Source organism: Symmachiella dynata (assembly GCF_007747995.1).
Classification (GTDB): domain Bacteria; phylum Planctomycetota; class Planctomycetia; order Planctomycetales; family Planctomycetaceae; genus Symmachiella; species Symmachiella dynata.
Window position 1 is genome coordinate 3295010 of the sequence record NZ_CP036276.1, and the last position, 22061, is coordinate 3317070.

A 22061-nucleotide genomic window follows, 5' to 3' on the forward strand; every position below is an offset into this window, starting at 1 on the left:
TGCAGTCAACATGAATTGAGAATGAGTCTCAGTTGCACTGGTTCAATTCTACCGAAACGTCAGACGATGTCAAATCCAATTGGCACTGTCTCAATCGTGAGCGTGTAGTCCTCCGGCGCGCCCTTCATAAACCGTTTTGAGGCAATGGGTTATCAGGTTTGACTCACAATTCTGTTAGGGACCCCGTATACTGTTCGTTGAGCGCTTCGTCGGTGGCGGGGCGATAGCTGGTGACTATTGTGTTACGGATTTCAACATGCCTGAGTTTCAATTACAGAGTGAATTCCAGCCCGGCGGCGACCAGCCGGCAGCGATTGAAGCGTTGGTCAAAGGGATTCAAGCGGGGCAGAAGGAACAGGTGCTGTTAGGGGTCACCGGCTCTGGCAAGACCTTCACGATGGCCAATGTGATCCAACAAATGCAGCGGCCTGCGCTGGTGTTGTCGCACAATAAGACGTTGGCGGCGCAGTTGTATTCGGAGTTCAAGGCGTTCTTTCCGCATAACGCCGTGTCGTATTTTGTTAGTTATTACGATTATTATCAGCCCGAAGCGTACATTCCGCAGCGCGACATCTACATCGAAAAAGATGCATCGATCAACGAAGAGATCGATCGTTTGCGGCTGCAGGCGACCAGTTCGTTGGTCAGCCGGCGGGATGTGATTGTTGTGGCGAGCGTGAGTTGCATCTACGGTTTGGGGTCTCCCAAAGACTATTTGGAGATGATGTTGCCGTTGCGGGTCGGAGACGAAATCGACCGCGACGAGATGCTGCTGAAACTGATCGACATCCAATACGATCGTAACGACATCAGTTTTCAGCGAGGCACCGTCCGCGTGCGGGGTGACGTCGTCGAGTGCTGGCCGGCGTACGAGGAATTTGCCTACCGCATCGAGCTGTGGGGCGATGAGATCGAAAAACTGTCGATCATCAACCCGCTGACCGGACAAGAAGCCCGTGTGTTGGAAGAGGCGTACATCTATCCCGCCAAGCATTTTGTCATGCCGCAAGAACGGATTACGGCGGCGATCAAGGCGATCGAAGACGAGCTGAATGGGCGGTTGCAAGAATTGCGAGAAGCGGGCAAATTGCTGGAAGCACAGCGATTAGCGGCTCGGACGCGGTTTGATTTGGAAATGATGCAAGAGGTCGGGTATTGCCCCGGTATCGAAAATTACAGTCAGCCGTTATCGGGCCGTCCCCCGGGATCGCCGCCTGATACGTTGATGGACTTTTTCCCGGACGACTTTGTGGCATTCATCGACGAATCGCACGCCACAACACCGCAAATCCGTGCCATGTTTGCCGGCGATCATTCGCGGAAGACGACGCTGGTCGAACATGGATTCCGTCTGCCTTCGGCGCTCGATAATCGGCCGTTGAAGTTTGCTGAATGGCGCGAGCGGCTGAATCAAATCGTGTACGTGTCGGCCACTCCCAGCGACTGGGAATTGGAACAGACCGGCGGTGAATTTGTCGAACAGGTGATTCGCCCGACCGGTCTGGTCGATCCCGTGATCCACATCGTTCCCGCCCGCGGCCAAGTCCCGCATTTGATGGAACAAATTCGCAAGCGAGCGGAGGTCCAGGAACGGGTCTTGGTCACGACGCTCACTAAGCGATTGTCGGAGGAACTCACGCGTTATTTGTCAGAACAGGGCATTCGTTGCAAGTGGCTGCATTCGGAATTGGACGCGATTGAACGTGTGGAGATTCTCCGTGAATTACGGGAACACAAATTCGATGCGTTGATTGGCATTAACTTGCTGCGGGAAGGTTTGGACTTGCCGGAAGTCTCCTTAGTCGCCATTCTGGATGCAGACAAAGAAGGTTTCTTGCGCAGTGAAACGAGTCTGATTCAAACCATCGGGCGGACGGCACGGAATGTGAACGCTGAAGTCTATTTGTATGCGGATCGCGTGACCAATAGCATGCAGCGGGCGATTGATGAAACGAATCGCCGTCGCGAATTACAGTTGGCCTATAATGCGGAGCATGGGATTACGCCGGAAACGATTCGCAAGGCGATTTCTCGCGGGATTGAAGAAGATATCGAAGCGCGGCAAGTCGAGCAGTCGGCGGCGGGGATTGGGGATGAACAACAGTACGTCACCATGGAGTTCGTCCAAGAATTGGAAGCGGAGATGCTGGCGGCGGCTGAGGATTTGCAATTCGAACGGGCAGCCGAACTGCGCGATCGGATTTTGCAGCTCAAGCAACAGCTTGGACAACCGCTCACGGCGGACGAAAAGGTGGCCGAGGGACAAGTCAAATCGCAGACCAAGAAAAAGCGGGGCCGCCGCCGTGGGGGTGGAAAACGGGTTCCCAAACCAGGAAAGCGAGAGTAACAAACTGTGTTGAACGGTTGTGACAAGAATTGATGGGGTGGACCGGGAGAAACGCGTCACATGCTGAGCGCTAAGGCAGTGGACCGTTGGGCCGAAGATTGGGCCGATGGATTGAACCCGATTTTGGTGAAGGAGACGCGGCAGGTCTTTAAAACCCATCTGGTGACAATCCCGTTCTTTGTGGCGTTGGTGGTCGCCTGGTTCGTGTCGATGTCGGTCGTGATCGAACCGGCGCATCCGGAGAGTGTTCTCGGCCCCAGACTTCTTATGCCCTTGTTGATGGTACTGGGGGCTGCACTTTTTTACGTCGTGCCCTACATCAGCTTCCGCAGCATGACTGCCGAGCGCGAACGGCACACGTTTGAGATGCTGGCCGTCAGTTCGCTGTCCGACACGCAGATCTTTTGGGGAAAACTCAGCTCGGCGCTCGTCGTGATTGGATTGTTTGTCGCAGCGTTTGCGCCGTTCATTTCGATGACTTATATGCTCCGCGGCTTGAGCGTATTCGACATCCTCGCGGCACTGATTGTTATTGCAGCCACAGCCACTATGTTGTCATTATTTGGTCTGATGTTGGGTGCGCTGGCGACGAAGCTGCATTTTCAAATCATGAATATGCTGCTGTTGCTATTTGGTTCCACCATTGCTGCTATTTTCTTGTCGGAACTTACTGCATCCATTGCGTATACCGGCGGGGGTGTCGATCTGTGTGGCATGACCTGTTTTCTGATTGGGTTTGTGGGATTTCCCGGTCTGTTTTTTGCAGCGGTGACATTGGGCAGCTTGCGTCCGCCGACGATAGGGTTGGTGCGGACTTATGTCGGACAGGAGGACCTGCCGGCGATCGTGCAGGCTGCGGATCATCTCGCCGAGACGATTGAGCAACATGTTCCGCTACGACCGGAGTCGTACACGCTGCGTCATCTTAAAAAAGTTACGATCACGCCTGAGGCAGTGCAATCGATGGTGCCGGTCGTTGTGCGGATGGAGCGGTTGTTGAATCCCCGTCAACGGCAGTTCGGCCATTTGGGGCGTTATCGATATCTGACCATCAAAGGGGCGGCGGAACCATTGGAGATGATTTGTACCGTGCAAAACATGGTCTTGCACCGCTTCGGTTGGAGTGAATTATGCGCGGCGGATGCCGATGAAATTCCGCTCACCGAGGAACAGCTCGTCTATACAATAGGCCCCGATGATTTACGGGTATTGAAACTGGCGGTTTCTCGACTACAAGAACTGTTGGATCGCGACGAGCCGCCGGAACTGGAAGAAGCGGGGATTTTCTCAGAGCGACCCGAAGCGGATGCATTGAATTTGAGCGACCCGAATGCTGAACAGCAGTGATTGGAAAGATCGAAATGTCGGATGCGCCTTTACCATTTCCATTGTTGTCCGATAATCGCAGTCCGCGGTTGCAGCAGTGGAATGACGCGCTGAATCCGATTTTGGTGAAAGAGTTGCGGCAACTTTGGAAAAGCCGGCAATTCGTGATGATCTTTTTTGCGTTGCTGAGTGCTGCTTGGGGCATCAGCATTACGGCGCTATTGGCGCCGGAAGTTGTTTTGAAATTCGTCCCGTTTGGCTATGGCCATACGGGACAGATCCACGCCGCCGCCCTGTTCTTCATGCTGTATGGTTGTTTGGTGATTGCGCTGAACTTTGCGGTGCCGCTTCGCGCGTTGGATAGTTTGGCGCATGAATTCGCCGGCAGCACGATGGAGACGTTGGTCCTGACGCGGATCCCTTCGGACCGGATTACGATCGGCAAATTTTGGTGCGCCGCTCTGCATATGGGGCTGTACTTCGCCGCCTTGGGGCCGTTTATTGTGGTGACTTATTTATTGCCGGGGATCGATCTGCTGACGATTCTGTTGATGCTGCTGGTGGCGATCGTGCTTTCGGTCGGGCTCAGTAGCATCGCTTTGTGGCTGGGATCGTACTGCAAGTCGGCGGCGATGCGACCCGTGTTGACGATGGTGCTATTGGCGGCGTGCAGTCTGACCACTTGGTTTTGGTTAACCACCGTGTACCAAGCTTTGGAGTTGGGTAACACAGGTTGGATGGTTTGCACAGGGCTTCCCTGTTGTTTTGTGCCGTGGTTGGTGATCTCCAGTGCCAGCTTGGCGGCGGCGGTGGTGCGCGTGCGACCGAAATCGCCACGTTTGAACCGCATTCAGTTTATTCCCCCCGAGGAATTGCAGCCGATCGCGCAGAGCGTTCTAGATTTCGCCGAAGCTGTGCGCGTGCAGTTCCCCGTCGAATATGACGAACCCCCTGCCCGTCCGCCACAGTCCATGATGTTCCGCGAGGCTCACGCGCATGTGCTCAAACTCGCTCGTCAAACGGATCGATTGATGAACCGTCAGCGACACTTGCACGAAACGGTCATGTCCATGATGCCACTCGTCCCGCACCAAGCCCGCAAGGCCTTTGCGCAAGTCCGCAGCGGGTTTTATGCGATCATCGCCACCTATCTGTGGTACGGAATCTGTCACGACGACGTACACCCACACGTTTGGCCCAACCGCCTGCACATGCCCAAAATCCCCGAGGGACAGCTAGACAAACTTGAAGCCGCAGCCCGTGACCTGATCGCCGCATGCGAAGAGATCACGTCGCCACCTCCTGCACCCAACAACACACCCTAAAACAAACTCCCTCTCCCTCTGGGAGAGGGCCGGGGTGAGGGTTTTCGCACGACAATTAGCGTCCGTTAATATTTTTAAATGGAAAGCTTCCTCGCAGAGATGCACCAAGGAACACGACAGCGATGCCGAGCTCTCCACGCCTGGAATCAAGAGTGCTACTCTTTCGTTCTCTGTGGCTAAATCCTTTTCGTCGTTTGGTGTGCGACGTTATGATTTGTTGGGGGGATCGACCCGACTACCTAGAAAGGTGCGTCGCGACGCACCCTACGTTGGGGCCAATAGTCTTAGGTGCACCAGCGGCGGATTAGTTTTTCGAACATCTCGGTCCCCTGCTCCAATTGTTCAAGCGTGATCCATTCGTCGTCGGTGTGGGCTTGGGCGATGTCGCCGGGGCCGTACACGACCTTTCGTTTTAAGTCGCTGAACATGGCGCCGTCGGTTCCGTAGGTGACGGTTTGGGCTTCGGTCTTTCCGGCGATTTCTAAAAACTCGTTGACGAAATCTGAATGGGGATCAACGTACAACGGCGCACCGTTGCCGTGTGCTTGGAATTCCAAACCGCACTTCTCAGCGACTTTGCGGGCGCGGTCGACGAGAATTTGCGCGTCCATATTGGGCATCACCCGAAAGTAGACGGTGCAGACCGATTGCGGCGGCGTGATGTTAATTGCCGTCGTGTGGTCATTGATGCCGATGTTCCAACTGATTGTCGGCGGGTTAAAACGTTCATCGCGCCAAGTGGGGTCTTGCAGGGTTTCGTCGTGGATCGCCTTCATCTCGGCCAAAAAGGGAATCATCGCCAAGTTGGCGTTGAGTCCTTTATCGGTGCTGGAGTGGGCGGCGCGGCCCTGTGAAACTGCGGAAAACCCGGTCGTCCCTTTGTGAGCATAGACGACCTCCAGCATGGTCGGTTCGCCAATGATGCCACGGGCGTCCCCCTCGACCATCTCGCGATACATCTTCGATTTCTCGGCGACCTGTTTGGCGCCGATATAGCCGACTTCTTCATCAGCGGTGCAGGTGATGTAAAACGGTTGCTTCAATTCGTCCGCGGAAAAACGATCGGCGGCAGCCAGGGCGCACGATAGTGAGCCTTTCATGTCGCAACTGCCGCGGCCGTAAAGTTTGTCTCCCACGACCGCCGGTTCGAACGGGCCGTGCTCCTTGATGCTCCAGGTGTCAGCGGGGACCACATCGGTATGGCAAAAATAAGCCACGCCGCCAGTGCCGTTTCCTTTTTTCGCCATGACGTTGGCTTTGCGAACGCCGTTGGCGTCATCGTATTCGATCCGCTCGGTGACAAAGCCAAGCCCTTTTAACTTGTCCTCGCAATAATTTGAGACTTCGACATTCGAGAGCGGACTCGTCGATTCAAAACGGATCAATTCCTTGTTGTAAGCCAATGCGTCCATGTCCGCGTTTCACCGTTGTTAATATTGCGTTTGTTGATGACCGAATATGCTGCGAGCGTTAGCCGGTGTAATTTCCCCAGCGGTGGCGCGAGCATCTCCTGCCACGATAATTCACTGGTCCCCGGCATGTCTACCCATCGGTTGGTAACCCACAGGCGAGCAAGATGGATTCTTGGACGGCCAAATCGTGCTGGGGTGTGAATTCGAATTCCTTTTCGCCTCGGATGACTTGAGCCAAGTCTGTGAAATCAGCGTCGTACCTTGGGAGGTTTTCCAGCGGGATGTCTTGGTACCCTTTTTTATAGGGTCCCCGCGGTCGCGAAAAGGCGGCCTTGAGTTTGGGCGGTTCCAACGGACGCAGGTCGGCGGTGCCGCCATCGCCACTGACGACAAATTGCCGCCGCCGAAACCCATCGACCTCCATCAAGGCACTCAGCACTGTGACCGTGGCGCGCGGGTATTCGAAGACCGCCAATTGATTGTCCAACAGTCCGTCGTCGTATCGTGCCGAATGTCGGGCGAATGGCACGACGCGGTCTGGTTTGCCCATCACAATCACAGCGGCGTCGATAATATGGCAGCCGAGTTCAAACATCGTGCCGCCGGGATATTGCAGCAGCGAGCGTCGTGCTTCCAACGACATGGTTTTGCTCATCACCGTGTGCAGCGAAAATATGTCCCCCAGCCAACCGTCGCGGACCGCCTTGAAGATGAATTGAAATCCCGGGTTGTAGCGATACATGTAGCCCATCTGCACGGTCAAATGCTGCCGCGTGGCATCGTCGAGCAGTTGTTTGAATTGCGGTAAATTCTCGCCGGCCGGTTTGTCCAAATGAATATGTTTTCCAGCAGCAACGGCCCGCGCCCCGGTATCGAGCAAGTCCTTGACCTCGGTTTCGATAGCGACCGCCTTGAGTCCATCGACATTGAGGAGTTGTTCTTCGGTGAGCCAACGGACGTCTTGATAGGCTGCGGTTTTCTCCATCTCGCGCCGCCGCTGTTCATCGGGTTCGACGACGCCGACGATTTCAAAATCTTTGGAGCGCTTGAGCGATCCAATTTTTCCCGAGGCATGGGCGTGTCCGGTGCCGATTTGACCGATTTTAATAGGCTGCGGCATGGCATGGTTCCTCAATCTTGTGGTGGTCGTTGTGTTTTGGGCTGTGTCTTGGATTGTGGTGCGGGGCGGGCGGCGGTTGGCGCACGCGGAATTAACGTATTGCTCAGGCTGTCAAATGCTTGTCAAACCAGGCCTTGGTGCGAGCCCACATTTCTTCAGAGAGGATGTGGCCTGAGCCTTCTTCGATGTAGTAGGAAAACTTCTCTTGGGCGTGCATTCCTTGATAGGCGGTAGCGATGGTTTGGATGCCGCGGCGGACTTCGTCGATAGGACTGCCGGAATCGTGTTCGCCGAAATTCATGTGCAATGGTCGCGGCGCGATGAGGGCAGCAATGTCGGGGGTGTCGCCGTATTGATGAATGCCGGGTACGAAGTTGGGAAAGCAGTGCAGCATATGTTCGCGATGAATTCCTGCGTATGTGGGCAAGCAGCAATTGGCCACCAAGCATTTGATACGTTTTTCCCACGGCCCGACCAGCCAAGTGTGCGTGGACCCCATCGAATGCCCGTAACAGCCGATCTTATCCGCATTGACTTCGGGGCGGCTGACGAGGAAGTCGATCGCCCGTTTCATATCGAGGATGTTTTTCCAAGCCATGCTTTTCCCGTCAACGACGTAACGCAAAAATTCGAAGCGTTCGAACTGGCCGTCTTTGAGTTTGCCGGTGGGGTCGCGGCGTTCCTCAAAGCAGAGGGCATCGGGACAGAGCACGACGTAACCCGCACGGGCGAGTGCTGCACCGGTGTGGTGCATGGGATTTCCAGCCAACCCCGCCGGTTCGCTTTTGCCGAGATGATACTGCCCGGCATGTTGATGCCAAACGGCCACCGCCGGAGCGGGGTGATCGGCGTTGGTTTGGTCGGGAATCAACAAAAAGGCGGGAACCTGATCGCCCGGTTGACTGTCATAAAACACGGAATGGATTGTAAAGCCATCTTGCGGGATCGTTTCGCGAAGTTTGACATTCAGCATTCCCGGCTGCGGCCATTCGCCGCCGAGGCCGGTCAATAATCTCTCTCGAAAATCGATGGCAGCCATGTTCAAATTCACCCGTGTTTGATAGGAAACAAGCTCAGGTCCAGCGTAACTGATTTCCAACTCATCCGCCATTCCGAGCATAACAAACGACAGACCCGATAGGCGTAGGATGCGTCGCGACGCACCTTTCTATGCAGCAAGTTCGATTCTCCCAACGCCCCAAGACGTCGCACACAAAATGACGTAAAGAATTAGCCACAGAGGTCACCGAGGACACAGAGAACAGAGATGGGTTTCATGGTATGCAATCTTTGACCGGTCTCTGTGAGGATCTAAGGGGGGGCGAGGCGATACGTCTTTGCCTGAAACGCGGTTCGGCGGGAGACTCGTGCTTGCTGGGGTGTTTTCTTGAATAGAGGCTCGCGGTAATATAATCCGGCTATTCATTCTTCTCATTCTTACCGAGACGTCATGTCCCAAGAAATTGTCATTGTCGACGCGTTTACCGATCAACCTTTTGCTGGAAATCCGGCAGCGGTTTGTGTCTTGCCAGAGCCACGCGATGCGGAGTGGATGCAGCGTGTGGCGGGGGAAATGAATTTGTCCGAGACGGCGTATGTTTATCGCGAGGAAGATGCGTTCCGATTGCGGTAGTTTACGCCGACGATGGAAGTCGATCTGTGCGGACATGCGACGTTGGCGACGGCGCACGTGCTGTGGAGCGAGGGGCATTTGGCGAACGATGTGCCGGCGTTGTTCAACACCAATAGCGGGCGGTTGACGGCTTCGCGTGACGGCGAATGGATCAAGCTCGATTTTCCCGCAGAGCCGCCGGTGGACACCGAAACGCCCGATGTGTTGGCGGCTGCCTTGGGGACGACGCCGATTTATGTGGGGAAAAACCGGATGGATCTGCTGGCGGAGATTGATTCGGAGGCGACCTTGCGGGCGCTGTCACCGGACCTTCAGTTGATATCAGAGATCCCCACGCGGGGGGTGATTGTGACGTGTCGCTGCGCTTCGGGCGAATATGATTTCGTGTCCCGTTTTTTCGCGCCGAATTGCGGGGTCAACGAGGATCCGGTCTGCGGCTCGGCCCATTGTTGTTTAACGCCCTATTGGAGTGCAAAGTTGAGCAAACCGGAATTGCTGGCCTATCAAGCCTCGGCACGCGGTGGGGTTTTGCAGTTGCGATTGGCTGGTGAACGGGTAGAACTGGGTGGCCGCGCAGTCACAACCATGCGTGGCCAACTGACGGTCTAACGAAAATACCCCCCGGATCTGCCGGGGGGTATGGTTTTCTCCATGTCTGAATTGGCAGAAAATTACTCGGGGATTTTATCGACAAGTTTCCGCGTGTTCTTGAGCGTCTGGCTAAAATTGACAGGAATCGTCATCCCACCGGCTTCGATTGTTAAATCTCCGGAGAATGTCTGCTCCAAATCCATCGAGAGAATGCGACCGCTGGCCGGGTCAAATTGAACGGTTCCGGACGCACTATCGGTTTCGAACTTTCCCGAAACTTTTGTGGCTCCCATGTCGATATCGAGATCGCCGCTCAGATCGGTATCGATTGTGATCCGCAGTGTGGGGATTTCACCCACTTTGTCGGGACCAACATAGGTATAGTTCCGCTTGCCTTCGAATTCTCCCAGACCGGGCATTTTGACTTTGTAGGGCTTGTCCCATGTGTCGCCCGGTTTGACCGGCTCCTCTTTAAACAAGACGAAGAGGTCTTGGAAATTGGAGACGGCCGCTTCCTCCGAACCGCCCCCGGCAAATCGCTGCGCGATAGGATTGTCTTTGAGCACGTCTTGCAATAGTTGTATATAACCGTTGACTTTTTTGACCTTGCCAAGCGGTGTGACTTCTACTCCCAGTATCGCGCCGCTCAACCGTTCGTAAAGCGGTGTGATGGCGGCGCCGATTTGGCTGGTCGTATCATGGTCGTCTGACTGGGAATCGAATTTGAACGTTACTTGCGGCGCAAACTCGCCTTCAACTTTCAGGCGTTCAATTTGTGTCTCGAAAATGATTGTGCCATCTTCGGCGATTTTCTTAACGGTGTAGGTCGTTACGTCGGATTGCTCAAAGGTGGTGTCGACATCCTTTCCGTTGATCGATTGATTGACCTCTGTGGTGAGCGAGCTCTGGTAGATCGACTTCTCACCGACCTTGGCTTTGTAGCGTAGCTCAATGGTATCGTTAGCATACGCGATCGCGGGCAACAGGGTAAGACCAACGGCGCATGCCGTCGCTGCGGCTGTGAAACGAGACAACTTCATGGCGAACTCCCTGGTTTTAGCATTGTTGGATGCGGTGCACCGTGACAAAACGATTGCCGCCCACTTTCGATTCGTTTCTCGGCGACATTTCTTGGGGGAAATCGCCGAGACGCCTTATTCGCTACGCATGACTTGGACGAGTGGATCACCAGGAAATGGATTTATTGCTCATCTTTGAATCACTTCACCACCGCCTGGAGTTACGAATGCGCGCATCGTGTCCTCATCGACGTTGAGGCTAATAAATTGAACCGACCCGTCGGCAAATAAGGCGAAAAATCCTCCTTGCCGCAGTTGCCCTAGACCTTGGAATGGGTTTTCTTCGTCGAATTCCCAATCGTCCGGTTTGGTCCAAATGACGGCTTGATCCTCATTGGCCTCAACGGCGAGAATGGTATTCGAGGTGCCGTCGGTGAATTGACGAATTGGCATTCCCTCCTCGCCGAAAAAGGCGGCATCTTCACCGGTGACAAGTAGGTAATTGGTTTTGAAATCCTTGTTGTTCATGTTGGGGTTTTGGTAGACCGGCGGCATTTCTTTGATTAACGCTTTGTTGTGTTCACTATCCCAGGGTTCATCGAGGTGAAATTTCTGGTAAAGTGCGGCTTGATCCAGGTAAGGCAACACGTGCACGCGCCAACTGAGCAGCGGTTTCTTCTTTTCGTAGTTCGCGTGTGCCGGAAACTCGCTGAAGACGTCGTGATAATTGTGCATCGCCAAGCCCAATTGTTTCAGTTTGTTACGTGTTTCCGCGCGGCGAGCCGCTTCGCGGGCCTGTTGGACCGCCGGGAGTAAGAGTCCCGCTAAAACGGCTGATGAGGAGTAAGCGGGATTGAACGTGGCCGAGATGGTAACATTGTCTCCTTCCCGGACTGGTTTCAGTTTGTTTTCGATCACGTCGCCGGCGCGTGCCAAGTATTTGAGGGTTGCTTCCGCCACGGCGCCTTCATCCATGCGCATGCTCATGGTGCTCTGCGCGATAAACATTTGTTTCGCAAATGCCACGGCTTCGGTGAGGATCCGCTCTACCTCCTCGGCCGACTTCTCGTCGCGGCCAGCCAGGCGGATAAACGTGGCATCGGGGGGAGAGATGTTCAGGCCAATGTGGACCGAGTCCAAATGATCGGGCAACGTGAGCAACTGCTGAATAGGTGGAGGCATGGGGGGAGCTCCGACCAGTGCTTGATTGATCAAGTCGCGGACCGGTTCAACGGCCAGAATTCCCGTGGCATTGGCATCCGTTGCTGATTGGGACAGCAGCGTTCGCAACTCGCTTTCGGCCGGCTGGTTGGCAATCATGAGGGTCAAAAACGATTCCGGAGCGATCAGGATCGTCTTTTCCTTGTAGAGGCAAAAACTTAGATCCCGGGGGTGGTTGGCGGAGAAGTATTTGACGTCATTGATTTCGTTCGACTCAGTCCGTCGTGTTAAATCCTTGGAAAGATCCTGCGGTGCTGAAAAATGGAGGATCAAGCCCCAACTCGGCGGGTTTCCCCCCATGGGCGGGGCGATGAGGGCGATTGCCTGTTCGATTTCCATGGGATTGAAGCCGAAATCCCGTTTGCCGGCTGCGGCGATCACCTCTGTCGGCAGTAGTTCCAATTCTGGTTTCGCCGCCAGTGTTTGTGGAAATAGAAACACAGCACCGACGGCCTGGTCGGGGATGTGGTCCAAATTCAGTTTGGGATCAGCTTGAGCGGTGGCGGTACCAGCTGAGCTGGCAAGTAAGCAGGTCGCCAACGTGACAGCGGCCAAAGGCCGAAATCGCAGAAATGAGTGCATCGAGGGATTCCTTTTGTGCAAAATGCCCGCACGTGGAAAACATAACCATTTGATTCTGACGGCATCGACCATCGATGAGTCGTGCTGGAGGGATGCTCAAAACCACTCTATTTGTCTACTTTTTTACAAATCCCTGCCATTGAAACGATTCAAACCATGGCGTCGTGCCGCTCGACCGCTTCATGGGCTTCGACATCAGGGTGCATGCCCTGTTCGATCATCGCCATGCGTTCGCGGTGCTTGATCAGGATCTTGACGATGCCAGTGAGACCGAACACCAGAATCGCCGCGATCGGCACCAGGAACACAAGTGTTTCAGGACGTGAAATTACATTCATCCAAGTCATGGAAACCATCCTCCCCCGAATTTGAAAAGTCCCGCAGACACTCTGCATCGTATCGCATCATTCGCAGCAAGGCGAGAAATCTTGACAGAATCCGATGATTATCGTCAGATTCAGGCGGCCCTTGTTGCGCGTCCATGGATCGCATTGTGGAAATCGGGATGATGCGTGGAGGGATTGGCTGCCCGTACGGTCGGGAGGAGAGGCACGATGATTCGTCGAGAACAGGGCGCGGACTGGTTGATTGTTTCCCAGGTTGATCATGCGCGGTTAGCGGCCGAATTGGCCCAAGCATGGCGGCATAATGTTGCCAGTAGTTGGGGAATCAGTGAATTGTTATTCCACGCCGTTCTGAAACATGATGACGGGTGGCGCGCTTGGGAAACGGGGTTGGAAATTGATCCTGCTAATGGGATTCCGCGGGACTTTACTGAAATGCCCATGGAGGTCGCGGCGGGGATCTGGACATCCAGCATCGAAACCTGCGCAGCTGAGCATCCGTTGGTCGGAATTTGGGTCAGCCGCCACTTTTGCTACTTGGCCCAGCATTCGCTCTCCAGTCGTGCGGACAACGCAGCGGATGTCTCCGCCGCCCGACGTTTTTTGGCGGAACAAGAACAGTTGCTACAGCAACTGCAAAGTGTGGCACTGCGGGATGTCACGGCGCGGGAATTCGAAACACTGAGCGAATTGGGGTTTCGCTTCTTGCGGCTGTTCGACGGGCTGAGCTTGTGGTTGTGTTGCGCAGAGCGGTCAGAACCATTTGGTGTTCAATGCGACGGACAGTCCGCGCGGTTCATTCCGTATGCAGGCGGACGCGTTGTGAGCGATCCCTACATGCTGACGCAGCAACCATTGCAGCTGTCTGTTCCAGCTCGGCGGATAGCGGCGCGGGCTTATACCGACAACAAGGATCTGAGAGCCGCGCTTGAGGCAAGTCCCGTGGAGGAATTGTCGTGGACTTTTACTGCGCAGGATCTTTCGTGAGCGCTGGTTAGTACCTTTGACAGGCCATGCCGCACAAATGGCTCATGACTTCATGTACTGTGCGCGCGTCTGTGGGGGTCTTGAGGTGATTCTCGGTGTTGATGTAATACACCGAAGCACGGGGAATGCCCGTGGGGGCGGGGTTTTTCTTACGGTACACCAAGCTGACCCGGCCGACGTTGTTGGGATGCGGGTCGGGCATCGTCAATCGGAACATAAAGCTATCGATGTAACAAACCCCTTCGACACCGATGCAATCCTTCTCCAAAGAGCACAGGGCATTGCAAACAATCGTGCAGCCGGAGCTGAACCCGGTCAGCATCACTTGAGCGTTGGGGTTACAACATTTGATTTCGCGAATACGGTCGGCTAGCGCTTCTGAGCCTCCTCCATCGTAGTAGTTGGAGATTTCGACGTTCCGAAAACCACAGGATTTGACGTATTCAGCGAATCGATCCATTCCACCAATATCGAATGCGTCGACGGGTGAAAGCACAAAGATCGGATAGATGTTGTCATAGGCACAAGGGGGGGCGGAGCGCAGATTGACCTCCAACGGCGACTCATGGACCGTGGCGCACCCTGTGCTGCAGAGGGGGATCAGCCCGGCCAATAGAAGCAGGAGTTGTGGGGCGCGTGCAGGCATTGCGTTGGATTCGCCGTTGTAAGTCGGTTCGTTGTTCCCTATCTCATACGCGGGGCTAGTTTTCGTATCGGAATTCGTTGGTGTGGGATTGAACATTGGCGGCGCAGTCGATTTAATCGGCTGAACCGGAATTGTGGCCGGTGTTTTGGGCGATCTAAGACGCTGTTTTCGGCCAGCAACGTGCGATTTCGCACGGCTGGGTTTTGACCGGTGTCCCGCACAACAGATACGTTTGCAACAACAAATTAAGGAATGACAGTACGATGAGTGTTGAAGAAAAGGCTGCGGAACTGGGGCTGACGTTTTCTGAGGTGGCACCGGGTTATTTGAATCTCTGCGCGCAAACCGGCAATTTGCTGATGACCTCCGGCCATGTCAGCGACCTCAAAGGCAAGCTGGGGGACGGCGTGACGGTCGAACAGGGGTATGAAGCGGCCAAGGACTGCGCGATCAAAATCCTGAACTCGGTCCGCAGCCATCACGGCACGTTGAATGGTTTGAAGGTGATCAAATTGTTGGGCTGTGTGAATTCGACGTTGGATTTCACCGACCAGCACCTGGTGATCAACGGGGCCTCGGATCTGTTGCACGAACTGTACGGCAAAGACGGGGACGGCTACCACGCCCGTAGTGCACTGGGATTCGCCGCTCTGCCGACGGGGGTTGCCGTGGAAGTCGAAGCTGTTTTCGAAATCATTGACGGGTGAATCTTAGCAGCGGTCTTGCCGCTGGGGGTGAGTGAGCGCACACAGGGCCTAAGGCTGCTCAGTGCATAAAAAAACGCCGCGTGAACTTTGGTTCACGCGGCGTTTGAATTGCTATTGCCAATTAACGTTTGGCGATATTGTCGGTGGAAGGCACGACGAGCCATTCCCCCTTCGCTTGCCGCGGACGCCGGATCACCCGGGCTTTGGCATAGGTGGGACGGCGGGTGAGACGTTGGTTTTTCACCGACGGCCGCCAGGTCACCTTGTGCAGTTCATTGAACAAATCGGGGCCGGCGTTTGCTCCGTCTTTTTCAGCGCCAGCTTCTGGGGAGTCTGTCGAGGGGAAACCAGGATTCGTATCCCCATCTTTGAGTTCAGGTGTCGGTGCTGGATCCTTGCCAGGAATCGGCTCTTCCGGCTTGTAGGCATCAACACTTTCCGCATCTTCGCCCGGCATGGGAGGGGAAGCTTCTGCTGGCGATTTACTTTTCCAGTCAGCGTCGGGAGTTGCTCCTTGACCGCCGTTTCCATAGGTTTGCGGGGGAACGCCCGGGTCTGGCTCAGGTGTGCGTGCGGACGTGGCCGGAGTGGGGATGCTGCAATTGCCAGACGGACAACCAGCGGGACCGCATCCGCCGGAGTCGCACGAGCTAACGCCGCAGACCGATGTGCCGCAGGAAGAGCAGCCACTGGGGGCATAGTAGGAACTCTGCACGCCACAACCGCCGGGACCACAGGGGGATGGGGCATAGCTGGGGCTACATGCGGGAGCACACGCCGGGGCGCATTGGTTTTTGGGGCAATGCGGGCCGAAAATTCCGTTCCAGACCCACGGAATCAATCCGGCGTTGCCGACGGACGCTGTTAATAGCAACACACATGCGGAGCAGACCAGTGTGGCGCTCCATTTCAACCCAATCCGCTTCATCGTTAGCACCTCAATCAGCAGGGAAATCTACGAGAGAATTCGTTTTTGTGGTACGGCTGTCTACGTCGAAAGCTTGGTCTTGAATCTTTTCCGCCGCAGGGCGACAGGACACCTCTTTCGCCGTACTTACCTAATCTCTGTTAACTCTACCTTAGTTTTTTATATCAGACCCTGTCCGACGAATCCACCAATTTCAAGTCTATTGCATGCACTTCGATGGTTTCCGTACCCCCTGTAGGGCTAGTTCTTCCCCAGACGGTATCCCGGACACAACCGCTACGACTTAACAGGCCTGAACGAGCCCAGTCGCGGCAAAACAGCTAATTGATGCGGGTTTCGGCGATTTCAAACAGCAATGCTCGTGTTTTTTCGCTATCAGAAACCGGCTGATTTTTAGAAAGGTCGACTTCGAATGGCCGTCCTAAGCTATTTCCGGCCAGATCTTCGAGGGTGGTCTCGACGATGACCGCAAATTTGCCGACCGACCAGGGTTGATCTGGAATAAACCGCCAGATGGTTTCGGCGTCGGTGACTTCGATTTTGCCAACGACTTCCACGTTGTCCGCAGCGACAACGAAGATCCTTTCGAGCAGCGCACGGTCCAAGGATTCATCGAAGCGGATTACCAGCGGCTGCGTCGTATGCGCCTGCGGCGGTTCGATGTGCCAGTCGTCAACCGAGGGCTGTGTTGCATCAGGAACACTCACATCGAAAGACTTACGAAACTCTGCGGCGAGCGGGTTGCCTTGGGTATCGCACCAATCCGCATCGATCACGAGTGTGTAGTGTCGGCCTGGCAGTAGCGGTGGACCGACATCTTCATGCGGTTTCAGCCCCTTTTTGATGCGCCCCGGGTCAAACAACAATGTGAACCGCGTCCGGGAATCGTTCCAGAGTTCTTGATCCAGCTCCAGAAAGGGATCGGCGATCGGCTTTTCATTTTCGTCGAGGAGGTGAATGTAACGGTAGGAATCCCCCGCGCGCATCGGGGCAGAGAAATGCAGGTAAAACTTCAACAGGTTTTGTGGAAGCTGTTCGCGGCTGGGGAAGACTTCGGTGACCACCGTTATGGTGGGCGCTTGGTCGGTGGGCATCTCGAAGGTGCGACGCAGTTCGCCGCTGTTGTCGATACCCGCAAATACCGCTGTGTAGGTTTGTCCTGGTTCCAAGCCATATTCAGGAGTGAATACGACTTGCTGCTGATCAACGGCATAGGTACCGAGCATAGCGGGTTGATCGCTGGCGATATTTGTCCCGACATAGACCTTGAAGTGTTCTCGCCAGTGCTCTGCCGTAGTGTTTTCGATCTGGGCTGCGGAGAGGCCCTGGAGGGCAAATGCGGATTGGTAATTTTCTATGGCGACTTTTGCCAACTCTAATTTCTGAGTGGTTGGAGCGGTGCGCGTCGAACTGGCCGGTGTCTCGTTGGTGTGGGAACCGGTCTCGGTTACGTTACCGTTGCAGCCCAGACAAATCGCGGCGACGAAGCAACTCAGCCCGATTCGAAGGGGTTGGCGATGCGTGAGGAAGTGTGTGCGAATTCGCATGCATCCGATTCCGATGGATCTTGCGTGAAAGAATGAGGAAACCCGGATGGTGTGGTGTGCATCCGGGTTTCCGTGCGAACTCAATAGCGGATGTCCCAGGGTTTAGGGAAGTGGGACGGTCTTGAGGTTAAACTGATTTTCGTTGGCGGGATCGACCATGAGTACGATCGCTGAGGCGTCATCCAGACGATCCAATTGGACGACTCCTTGGAGTTCCTCGATCGTTTCATACGGATGCCCGGCTTTGTCCTTGACCTTTTCGTTGAGGTGTTCTGCCTTATCAATGCCTTCGGTGCTGAACTTCATGACACCTCGAGAACTGTTGGCCATCATCACGAATCGCTGGCCATCTTGTTCGTAAACGATCATGTCCAACGGACGATTGTGATTGCCCAATTCAGCGACGGTTTTTCCCGTGACTTTCGTGTCGGGGGTCAACCGCGATATGGGGAACGTGACCAACGGAGTGCAGGTGTAAGAGGCGAGTAGATGCGGCTCGCCGCCGATGTCGAACGGGACAAAGGTCCGCACGGGGGAATGCGTTTCGATTTTTCCGTGCGAGGCGTGGTAAATCTCGACGCTCGTGCCGTTGTCGACTTCAGTGAATGGAAACGCCAGCGACCGCAGTTTGGAAGCGAATTCTTCATTCGACAGTCCGGCAACATAGACGCGGTTGTCAAAAAAGGCGATGTCGGTAATCGATTCGTTACGATTGTTTCTTTTTTTGCCGCGTTTTGTATATTCCTGATCCGCAGGAGCTTTGGGCAGTTCCGCTTTGGCAAATGCAATGTCCTTCAGTGGCACGGCGGCAACGTCGCCGGCTGCGTTGACCTTAATCAACGCGGGTCGAGGCTCGCCCACAGCGCGGGTCACGGAGAGATAGACGTTGCCGCTGAGCGGGTTGACGGCGACGTCATTGATTTGGATGTTTTTCCCGGAAGTACCCAATAGGCTGCCGATTTTTTTGTTCACGTTATCGACATTGACGTCGGCCGGCTTCCGCGAATCGGGGGCGTCGCCGGTGTCGATTGCGAAAATGGCCGCGGATTTTGCATCGCCGATAAAGAGCACGCCATTGGGACCAAACGCCAACGGCCCGGCGGATTTGATGTCGGGTGTGCCTGATTTCAGACCGGCTGGAGAATCAGCGAGCGAGATTCCGGCCAAAAAGGTACCGCTGATCAGCACGACCAACATAAGACACTTTTTGTTGAGCATATCCAAACTCCTTGAGCAGACGTTGGTGACTACAAAATCCGGGGCGGCTGCGCCTCCCCCCTCGAACGATGATTATCCTGTCTGCCGGTAGACATTCAATCCCGAAATGCAAATTTCACCGTCCGACGGGACGGTTTTTACGGCAGGTGAAACCGCTGGATTGATGCTGCTAGGGCAACAGTGGCTTGATTGGTTTTCCAAGGAACTGCGGCGTCGGTATGGAAACCGGGGCCGATGCAGTACGATACTGCCGATATGCGACGAACAGTTATTGTGAAATGTGTCGCAGGCTTTCTTGTGTCTGTATAAAAAAATGAGTTTCGGTGACTACAAATCTTCAAAACAGTCCGCTTGATTTTTCAAACATCCAAACGGCGCGGGGACTGAGTTATCGCGTGTTGTGTGCGGGGTTGGATGGAACGCAGTTCGCGTCGCGTTTGTTGGAGGATGCCCTGGGCATGGGGGATGTCTCCGGGCAGGATCGACGGTTGGCGACGGAATTGACGTACGGGGTTGTCCGCCGCGAACGAACTTTGGACGCGATCATCGAGACGTTTGTGAGCCGGGGGCGTGCCAGCGTGGAGCCGGAATTGTGGTGCCTGTTGCGGTTGGGGGCCTATCAACTCATTTTTCTCACCGGGGTCCCCACACATGCGGCTGTCAACGAAACAGTCGCGTTGGCTGGCAGTGTGGGACGCGCGCGTTGGACTGGTTTTGCTAATGGTGTATTGCGGTCGATGACTCGTGCGCTCACTGGAGAGCCGGTGAATGAACCCGGACGCCGTGCCGTGCCGCTGCGGGATGGCGATTATCTGGGGTTTGATCGTGATTTGTTTGCCGATCCGCACGAACAACCGGCCGAGTATTTTGCCGCGGCGTTCGGTTTCGGCGACTGGGCTGCGCAGCGCTGGTTGGAACGGTTCGGTTTTGAGCGATTGTTAAAAATGGGGTTTTGGTTCAATGCCGCTGCCCTGCCCTGCCTGCGCGTGAATTTGTTGCGTGTGGATCGCGAAGTTCTGCTCGAAGACCTATCCGCCGCCGGGGTGTCGGCAACCGAGGGGACGCTTCCGGAATCCGTACGTTTGGGCGAAATGGCTCGCATCACCGAGTTGCCTGGATTTCGACAAGGCTGGTTTACCGTACAGGATGAGTCCGCCATGGCGGCTGCGCGACTTTTGAACCCGGCGCCCGGCACGCGGGTGTGGGACATGTGCGCCGCCCCGGGTGGCAAAACGACGCACATGGCGGAGATCATGCAAAATCAGGGGACGCTGTTGGCCTCGGATATCGAGTTTCGCCGGATCATGAATGTCGAGCAGACACGGGATCGATTGGGGCTCAGTGTGATTTCGACACGGACGATTTACCCCGACAGTCGCAATTTGCCCGACGGTCCGTTCGACTCGATTTTGGTTGATGCGCCCTGTTCGAATTCGGGCGTTTTGGGCAAACGCCCTGAAGCGCGACATCGTGTGACAGCCGAGAACGTGGCGGAACTCACTGAGTTGCAGGCACGATTGTTGGGGGCGGCGCTGGATCGCTTAGTGCCCGGCGGACGGTTGGTCTACTCCACTTGTAGTATCGAGCCGGAGGAGAATCGCGAACTCGTGCTGAGCGTCTTGGCGGGGCGCAATGATGTGGAGTTGCTGGAAGAACAAGAACACATCCCCGGCGAACCGGTCGATGGTGGTTATCAAGCGCTGCTGCAGCGGACTTGAAAATTGTGAGTTGTCTGATCTGCCTCCGACTCGCCAGTGCCTGGGATGATGTCGGTCGTTACCGTTCCGCAATTGACGGTGGATGTTCCTGCGCCTATAAACTAAAGGCCATATCTTGGAAGCGCGCCGTCCAAATCGTTGCGATTCGCTGTAATGATCATTGACGTGAATGAGTGAACACGATGGAAGTGGTTGAAAACTCGAAGACGGGCGTTTCGTATTGGAAGATTCCCCAATCGAAATTGCGGATACGCACCGGCAACACGCCGTATGGTCAGGGCGTCTTCGCCTGCGACCCCATCCCCGCCGGCACAGCATTGGGTGAGGTGCGAGGCACGATCATCCAGGGGTCGGATTACCAATCGGACTACTGCATGGATCTGGGCGAGAATCAAAGTCTCGAACCGCATGCACCGTACCGGTATGTCAACCATTGCTGCGAGCCGAACTGCGAGTTGTATCAGATCGATCTGGAAGACGAGTCTGGCGTTGAGCATCCGATGATTGTGATAGAAGCCAGTCGCGATATCGCCGTCGACGATCAGTTGACGATCGATTACGCCTGGCCGGCCGAGGAAGCGATTCCGTGCGGTTGTGGTGCAGCAACTTGCCGGGGTTACATTGTGCATCCAGACGAACGCGAGTTGGCGGTGAAGCTGCACAGCCGCGGGGCGTAAACCGTTTGCGGTTAGAGGTTCTCAACGATTGAACCAAGAGTGCTCATGTGCGCCTGATCGCGTCTGGCCGTGGAAATTTCCAACGCACGTCTATCTCTTCCCGCTGGTCGCTGCAGCGGGCGATGCAGAGAATTTTAGATGATTTTCAGAGAAAATCATGGTTTCTCCGATCAATTTCCCCGCGCTTCTGCAAACCATTCTAGGAAGTTCATTGTTCGTGGTTGTTTTGTGAATGTGTCGGGACTTCGTCTCGATTTGCTGGAATCGGCACGAGATGCAAGATTCTCGATAAGATTTGATGCTCACGAACGAATGGGCGCAAGGGTCTCGCTATTCTGCTCAAATCACGAGAGAGAGTCTTGATGAATTCGCAACGAACGACGCTAATCAACGACTTTTGGATCGTTGTTGTGGCCATTGTGATGTTTTCTATCATCCTGGGCGTGCGGAAGTGGGGTGACCAGCGATACGTGGCAGGTTACACCGAAGGGTATGCCCAGGCGGAAGGGTATACACGGGCCCAAGCACAACGCAGCGGATTGAATGAATTGACAAAAAGGGTCGCATGGAGGGGAGATCACGCGAAGCCCCAATGATGTACCGCTCCTGGCGTGGCGTCTTACCGCTCCTCGTTACGAATTGACAAGATCTGCGTTGCCAACGATAGTAAACGGCGCAGCGTCTTACATTTGTCTTGAGGGAACCAGTTGGTG

At 55.0% G+C, this 22061-nt stretch carries 19 protein-coding genes and 1 pseudogene; 10 read left to right on the top strand and 10 right to left on the bottom strand.

The genetic code is table 11. The annotated features are described in order from the left end of the window. The first annotated feature begins 256 nt into the window (after window positions 1-256). From uvrB to Mal52_RS12735, 3 genes are read left to right on the top strand one after another with little or no spacing between them, the layout of a single operon-like run. Entirely contained in the window at window positions 257-2347 is a 2091-nt protein-coding gene (gene uvrB / locus Mal52_RS12725; RefSeq protein WP_145376594.1) for an excinuclease ABC subunit UvrB, read from the top strand. Between the two features lie 60 nt (window positions 2348-2407). After that, window positions 2408-3694, top strand: a complete 1287-nt coding sequence (locus Mal52_RS12730) for an ABC transporter permease (RefSeq protein ID WP_145376595.1) — start codon at window positions 2408-2410, stop codon at window positions 3692-3694. 14 nt (window positions 3695-3708) lie between these two features. Next, window positions 3709-4998 carry an ABC transporter permease gene (locus tag Mal52_RS12735; RefSeq protein ID WP_145376596.1) on the top strand — a complete coding sequence of 430 codons (1290 nt, stop codon included), beginning with the start codon at window positions 3709-3711 and terminating at the stop codon, window positions 4996-4998. A gap of 284 nt (window positions 4999-5282) precedes the next feature. Here Mal52_RS12735 and Mal52_RS12740 read toward each other — a convergent pair whose 3' ends face one another. From Mal52_RS12740 to Mal52_RS12750, 3 genes are all read right to left on the bottom strand, one after another. Continuing rightward, window positions 5283-6410: a M20 family metallopeptidase gene (locus Mal52_RS12740; protein WP_145376597.1), complete on the bottom strand. Its 1128-nt coding sequence runs from the start codon at window positions 6408-6410 to the stop codon at window positions 5283-5285. A 130-nt stretch (window positions 6411-6540) separates the two neighbouring features. Next, window positions 6541-7530 carry a Gfo/Idh/MocA family protein gene (locus Mal52_RS12745; protein WP_145376598.1) on the bottom strand — a complete coding sequence of 330 codons (990 nt, stop codon included), beginning with the start codon at window positions 7528-7530 and terminating at the stop codon, window positions 6541-6543. 103 nt (window positions 7531-7633) lie between these two features. Continuing rightward, window positions 7634-8569 carry a dienelactone hydrolase family protein gene (locus Mal52_RS12750; RefSeq protein ID WP_145376599.1) on the bottom strand — a complete coding sequence of 312 codons (936 nt, stop codon included), beginning with the start codon at window positions 8567-8569 and terminating at the stop codon, window positions 7634-7636. 411 nt (window positions 8570-8980) lie between these two features. Between Mal52_RS12750 and Mal52_RS12755 the strand changes: the two are divergent. Then, window positions 8981-9772, top strand: a pseudogene (locus Mal52_RS12755) (PhzF family phenazine biosynthesis protein). 62 nt (window positions 9773-9834) lie between these two features. On the opposite strand, the gene Mal52_RS12760 reads toward Mal52_RS12755, so the two are convergent. Further along, the gene (locus Mal52_RS12760) at window positions 9835-10794 is read right to left on the bottom strand and encodes a DUF6263 family protein (RefSeq protein ID WP_145376600.1); all 960 of its coding nucleotides are present in this window, start codon (window positions 10792-10794) and stop codon (window positions 9835-9837) included. Here Mal52_RS12760 and Mal52_RS12765 point away from each other — a divergent pair. Continuing rightward, window positions 10793-10972 carry a hypothetical protein gene (locus Mal52_RS12765; RefSeq protein WP_145376601.1) on the top strand — a complete coding sequence of 60 codons (180 nt, stop codon included), beginning with the start codon at window positions 10793-10795 and terminating at the stop codon, window positions 10970-10972. The genes Mal52_RS12760 and Mal52_RS12765 overlap by 2 nt on opposite strands. On the opposite strand, the gene Mal52_RS12770 is transcribed toward Mal52_RS12765, so the two are convergent. Next, a complete protein-coding gene (locus Mal52_RS12770) occupies window positions 10963-12576 on the bottom strand; it encodes a DUF1559 domain-containing protein (RefSeq protein WP_197534866.1) in 1614 nt (537 codons plus the stop codon). The genes Mal52_RS12765 and Mal52_RS12770 overlap by 10 nt on opposite strands. A gap of 149 nt (window positions 12577-12725) precedes the next feature. Continuing rightward, a complete protein-coding gene (locus tag Mal52_RS12775) occupies window positions 12726-12923 on the bottom strand; it encodes a hypothetical protein (protein WP_145376603.1) in 198 nt (65 codons plus the stop codon). A gap of 207 nt (window positions 12924-13130) precedes the next feature. Between Mal52_RS12775 and Mal52_RS12780 the strand changes: the two genes are divergently transcribed. Then, entirely contained in the window at window positions 13131-13907 is a 777-nt protein-coding gene (locus tag Mal52_RS12780; protein ID WP_145376604.1) for a DUF3891 family protein, read from the top strand. Between the two features lie 7 nt (window positions 13908-13914). Here Mal52_RS12780 and Mal52_RS12785 read toward each other — a convergent pair whose 3' ends face one another. Beyond that, on the bottom strand, window positions 13915-14553 hold the full coding sequence (locus Mal52_RS12785) for a hypothetical protein (RefSeq protein ID WP_145376605.1): 639 nt from the start codon (window positions 14551-14553) through the stop codon (window positions 13915-13917). A 263-nt stretch (window positions 14554-14816) separates the two neighbouring features. Between Mal52_RS12785 and Mal52_RS12790 the strand changes: the two genes are divergently transcribed. Then, window positions 14817-15260 carry a RidA family protein gene (locus Mal52_RS12790; RefSeq protein WP_145376606.1) on the top strand — a complete coding sequence of 148 codons (444 nt, stop codon included), beginning with the start codon at window positions 14817-14819 and terminating at the stop codon, window positions 15258-15260. 121 nt (window positions 15261-15381) lie between these two features. Here the strand turns inward: Mal52_RS12790 and Mal52_RS29725 are convergent, their stop codons facing one another. From Mal52_RS29725 to Mal52_RS12805, 3 genes are all read right to left on the bottom strand, one after another. After that, window positions 15382-16188 (bottom strand): hypothetical protein, encoded by an 807-nt coding sequence (locus Mal52_RS29725; RefSeq protein ID WP_197534867.1) that lies wholly within the window; start codon window positions 16186-16188, stop codon window positions 15382-15384. A gap of 320 nt (window positions 16189-16508) precedes the next feature. Next, complete coding sequence (locus tag Mal52_RS12800; RefSeq protein ID WP_145376608.1) at window positions 16509-17735, bottom strand: hypothetical protein; 1227 nt, start codon at window positions 17733-17735, stop codon at window positions 16509-16511. Window positions 17736-17837: 102 nt separating this feature from the next. Beyond that, on the bottom strand, window positions 17838-18953 hold the full coding sequence (locus tag Mal52_RS12805) for a hypothetical protein (RefSeq protein WP_145376609.1): 1116 nt from the start codon (window positions 18951-18953) through the stop codon (window positions 17838-17840). A gap of 323 nt (window positions 18954-19276) precedes the next feature. On the opposite strand from Mal52_RS12805, the gene Mal52_RS12810 reads away from it, so the two are divergent. From Mal52_RS12810 to Mal52_RS12820, 3 genes are all read left to right on the top strand, one after another. Further along, window positions 19277-20671: a transcription antitermination factor NusB gene (locus tag Mal52_RS12810; protein ID WP_145376610.1), complete on the top strand. Its 1395-nt coding sequence runs from the start codon at window positions 19277-19279 to the stop codon at window positions 20669-20671. Window positions 20672-20853: 182 nt separating this feature from the next. Next, window positions 20854-21348, top strand: a complete 495-nt coding sequence (locus Mal52_RS12815) for an SET domain-containing protein (RefSeq protein ID WP_145376611.1) — start codon at window positions 20854-20856, stop codon at window positions 21346-21348. 362 nt (window positions 21349-21710) lie between these two features. Next, a complete protein-coding gene (locus tag Mal52_RS12820) occupies window positions 21711-21944 on the top strand; it encodes a hypothetical protein (protein WP_145376612.1) in 234 nt (77 codons plus the stop codon). Window positions 21945-22061: the final 117 nt, after the last annotated feature.